The 3,754-nt window shown below is 62.3% G+C and carries 4 protein-coding genes; 2 read left to right on the forward strand and 2 right to left on the reverse strand.

Annotation, left to right across the window (positions count from 1 at the left end):
• Together nadC and VMR03_RS03315 are read left to right on the forward strand one after the other, a co-directional pair.
• The coding region (nadC, locus tag VMR03_RS03310) for a carboxylating nicotinate-nucleotide diphosphorylase (protein ID WP_325402260.1) at nt 1-462 on the forward strand (462 nt) is incomplete at its 5' end.
• A gap of 185 nt (nt 463-647) precedes the next feature.
• Nucleotides 648-1,472: an SDR family oxidoreductase gene (locus VMR03_RS03315; protein WP_325402262.1), complete on the forward strand. Its 825-nt coding sequence runs from the start codon at nt 648-650 to the stop codon at nt 1,470-1,472.
• A gap of 88 nt (nt 1,473-1,560) precedes the next feature.
• On the opposite strand, the gene VMR03_RS03320 is transcribed toward VMR03_RS03315, so the two are convergent.
• Entirely contained in the window at nt 1,561-2,301 is a 741-nt protein-coding gene (locus VMR03_RS03320; protein ID WP_325402264.1) for a cell wall hydrolase, read from the reverse strand.
• A 731-nt stretch (nt 2,302-3,032) separates the two neighbouring features.
• A partial coding sequence (locus tag VMR03_RS03325; RefSeq protein ID WP_325402266.1) for a putative PEP-binding protein occupies nt 3,033-3,754 on the reverse strand: 722 nt, incomplete at its 5' end.

Raw genomic sequence — 3,754 nt, forward strand, 5'->3', positions numbered from 1 at the left:
TGCTGCACCCGCAAGACGACGCCGGGGCTGCGCGCGCTCGAGAAATACGCGGTCCGCGCCGGCGGCGGCCAGAACCACCGCTTCGGCCTCGACGACGCCGTGCTCATCAAGGACAACCACATCGCGATCGCCGGCGGCATCGCGGCCGCCATCGCGCGAGCCCGCGCCCATATCGGTCACATGGTCAAGATCGAGGTCGAGGTGGACACGCTCGACCAGCTCGCCGAAGCGCTCGACGCGAAAGCCGAATTGGTGCTGCTCGACAATATGGGTCCGGCCCAGCTCCGCGAGGCCGTCGCCCTCGTCGCCGGCCGCGCCATCACCGAAGCCTCGGGCCGGATCACCGTCGAAACCGCCCCGGCCATCGCGGCGGCTGGTGTCGATCTCATTTCCTCGGGCGCGCTGACCCATTCGGCCAGAACCCTCGATCTCGGCCTCGATTTCGACAGCCTGACGGCCTGAGCGCCGGTCCGCTCTCCGAAGGCCCTTTCCCGGCCCGTAGCGGCTCAGTGAGCCGCCTCGCTTGTCTGTTCGCCCTTTGTACTGGGTTGCGGCGCTGCCTCTCCACGGCTTTCTATTCGCCTTGAAGCCCCCATTCTGACTAGAATGCGGTCCATCGAAACAAAAAACGCCACAAGGGAGGTATTATGGGAAGCGCGAACGGGCGTAAATCCATCTTCGTCACCGGCGCGGCCTCGGGCATGGGCCGGGAGACCGCGAAGCTCTTTCACGAGAAAGGCTGGTTCGTCGGCGCCTTCGATCTGAATGTCGAAGGGTTAACGACGCTCGAGAAGGAAATCGGCGCCGAAAACTGCCTGATCCGCCGCCTCGATGTCACCGACAAGAAGGATTACGAGAAGGCGCTCGCCGAATTCGGCGCCGCCACCGGCGGGAAAATGGACGTCCTCTACAACAATGCCGGCATCGGCGCGGGCGGCTTTTTCGACGAGCAGCCCTTCGAGGACGTGTTGAAGGTCGTCCACGTCAATTTCATCGGTGTACTGAACGGCATCCATTCGGCGATGCCGCTCCTGAAGGCGACGCCGAACGCGATGTGCTTCACCACCTCGTCCTCGTCGGCGACCTACGGCATGCCGGGCATCGCCGTCTATTCCGCGACGAAGCATGCGGTGAAGGGACTGACGGAAGCGCTCTCGATCGAATTCCGCCGCTACGGGATCCGCGCCGCCGACGTGCTTCCCGGTCTCATCGACACGCCGATCCTGCCGCCGGGCGCCGCCGCCAATGCGCCGAAGGACGGCATGTTCCGCGCGATCCCGCCGGTCGAGGTCGCGAAGGTCGTATGGGAAGCCTATGGCTCGGACAAGCTGCACTGGTACGTGCCGCCGGAACTCGCCGAGCTCGACAAGGCGGCCGGCAACATGCCGGAACTCGTCCGCGAGCAGATCGCGACGACGGGTCCGATCGCGAAGATGATCGAGGAAGCAGCGGCGCGCTCGAAGGCGGGCTGAGGCGTCCTCGTCGCCAATCGCGACACGCAGATAAAAAATGGCGGGACCTGAGTCCCGCCATTTTTCAATCCGCCGAGGAGAGCACCCGTTACGACGGATTAAAATCGTTGGCGTCGGCCGTGCGGTAGAAGACGTGCTGACCGATCTTGGCGACCTCGATCATGCTTTGCGCCCAGTTCGGGCTCACATAGGTCGCGTGATAATAGGTCGCCGGCCCGACGATGCTGGTGCGAACCTTCCCCGCAAGCACGTAATGCGCGAGCTTTTGAGCCTTGCGCCACGCTACCGGATCGCGCGGACGGTCCATGTCGCCGTTGCAGGCGAAAGAGAACTGGCACTGCTTGGACTTCTGTCCCTGGAAGACGACGCCGCAGATGCTCGCCGGATAAAGGCCCGACGTCACGCGGTTGACAATCACTTCCGCGACGGCGAGCTGGCCCACCGCGCTTTCCCCGCGCGCCTCGAAATAGATGCCCTCGGTAAGACAGCGTCTCTCTTTTTCGAGATCGCGAAGATCGATATGGATCGCGGGCGTTACCGCGACCGCGTTCTGCACGAGCGCCGACGTCGCATCCGCCTGACGAAAGACCGCGGGCACGGCGATCGAGGGCGCGGCGACCGCGAGACTCGCCTGAAGGATTTGTCCGTCCGCGGGCGTGGCGGAAGCGACTTGATGGATGGCGGCGGCCGCAACGGGAAGCGCTTCCGTCGTCGTCATGCTGCTGAGAAGAGCGCCGGATACGACGGCCAGACCGACGAGGCCGACCGTCACATGAAGTGCGCCAGAGATAGCGTGGCTCACATCGAGCCACTCGAGAAGTCTACGCATCGTTCTCCAATCCGACCGCTTTGTTGTTCACTCAGTCCTCGGAGCAATCTGCTTGCGCAAATTGCTTTCGCCCCCCACTGGGCATTTACCGAGATACTGCGGACAGCGCCGACAGTACGTGCCAGAGCCCGATGCCGTCCCGACACCTGGGCATTCACACACTTAACAAGGACCGCCGAAGTAGCACACGCATAACGAGGCGACAACCATTTCGTTGCGTTGCGTTTGCGACTTTCTTCTATGTCATTGTCATTTCGAGCATTTCGCAAACGAATAAAGCGGTAAATAGGGCTAATTTGCGTGATTATTTGTCTCTTTATCGTGCCCATTCGTCGCAGTTCGCGCATTGGTACGCAGACTGATTCTGCTGCAACCCGCCGCAACTGCGGCAAAAACATGGCTCGTCAACTCAAAAGATCGATGTCTCCCATGCACTCTTTATTCGCGACACTTTGCGTGCCGATACACGAGTCCGGAGAATTTGTTTCAAACGTCGCCGGATCATATATTCCGTCTACGAACATATATGCCAGAGATATACCCGAAAATTAATCCGTGTAAGGACTTATAGCCCAGGCGGATGGCGGTTCTCGGGCGAACTTGGGGCACCGCCCGCCCCTCTTTCCGGGTCGGCCGCGGACGACGAAAAAGGGGGCCTTTCGACCCCCTTCAAAGGTTAACGCAATCGTTAAAAAGCGAGGGAAACCGGCCCTTCGGGGCCAGATTTCCGTTCACTCATGCCCGGCATTCGCGGCCACCGAAAGAGCCGCCTGGGCCGCCGCGAGGCGGGCGATCGGCACCCGGTAGGGCGAGCAGGAGACATAGGTGAGGCCCACCTCCTCGCAGAAGGCGATCGAGGCCGGGTCGCCGCCATGCTCGCCGCAAATGCCGAGCTTGATCTCCGGCCGGGTGGTCCGGCCCCGCTCGGCCGCGATGCGGACGAGTTCGCCCACGCCCTCGGCGTCGAGCGAGACGAAGGGGTCCTGCGAGATCAGCTTCTTGGTCAGGTAGTCGTTCATGAAATTGGCCGCATCGTCCCGGCTGATGCCATAGGTCGTTTGCGTCAAGTCATTGGTTCCAAAGGAGAAAAACTCGGCCGATTCGGCGATCTGCCGGGCCATCAGGGCAGCCCGCGGCAGTTCGATCATGGTGCCGATCTGGTAGACGAGCTTCGTCCCCTTCTCCTTTTCGACCGCCGCCGCCACGGCGACGATCTTGTCTTTCAGCAGGTCGAGTTCGGCCTTCATCGAGACGAGCGGGATCATGATCTCGGGCGTCACGGCCTCGCCGGTCTCCTTGGCGGCCTCGATGGCGGCCTCGAAGATGGCGCGGGCCTGCATTTCGTAGATCTCGGGATAGGTGATGCCGAGGCGGCAACCGCGATGGCCGAGCATCGGATTGAACTCGTGAAGCTCCTGCACCCGCCGGGCGAGCTTGTCGGCCGGCATCCCGG

It is taken from the genome of Parvibaculum sp. (genome assembly GCF_035511255.1).
Taxonomy (GTDB): domain Bacteria; phylum Pseudomonadota; class Alphaproteobacteria; order Parvibaculales; family Parvibaculaceae; genus Parvibaculum.

Bases quoted from the DNA above. Each gene is read 5' to 3' on its own strand.
- VMR03_RS03320 (WP_325402264.1), bottom strand. From the start codon at position 2,301: ATGCGTAGACTTCTCGAGTGGCTCGATGTGAGCCACGCTATCTCTGGC.
- VMR03_RS03315 (WP_325402262.1), top strand. From the start codon at position 648: ATGGGAAGCGCGAACGGGCGTAAATCCATCTTCGTCACCGGCGCGGCC.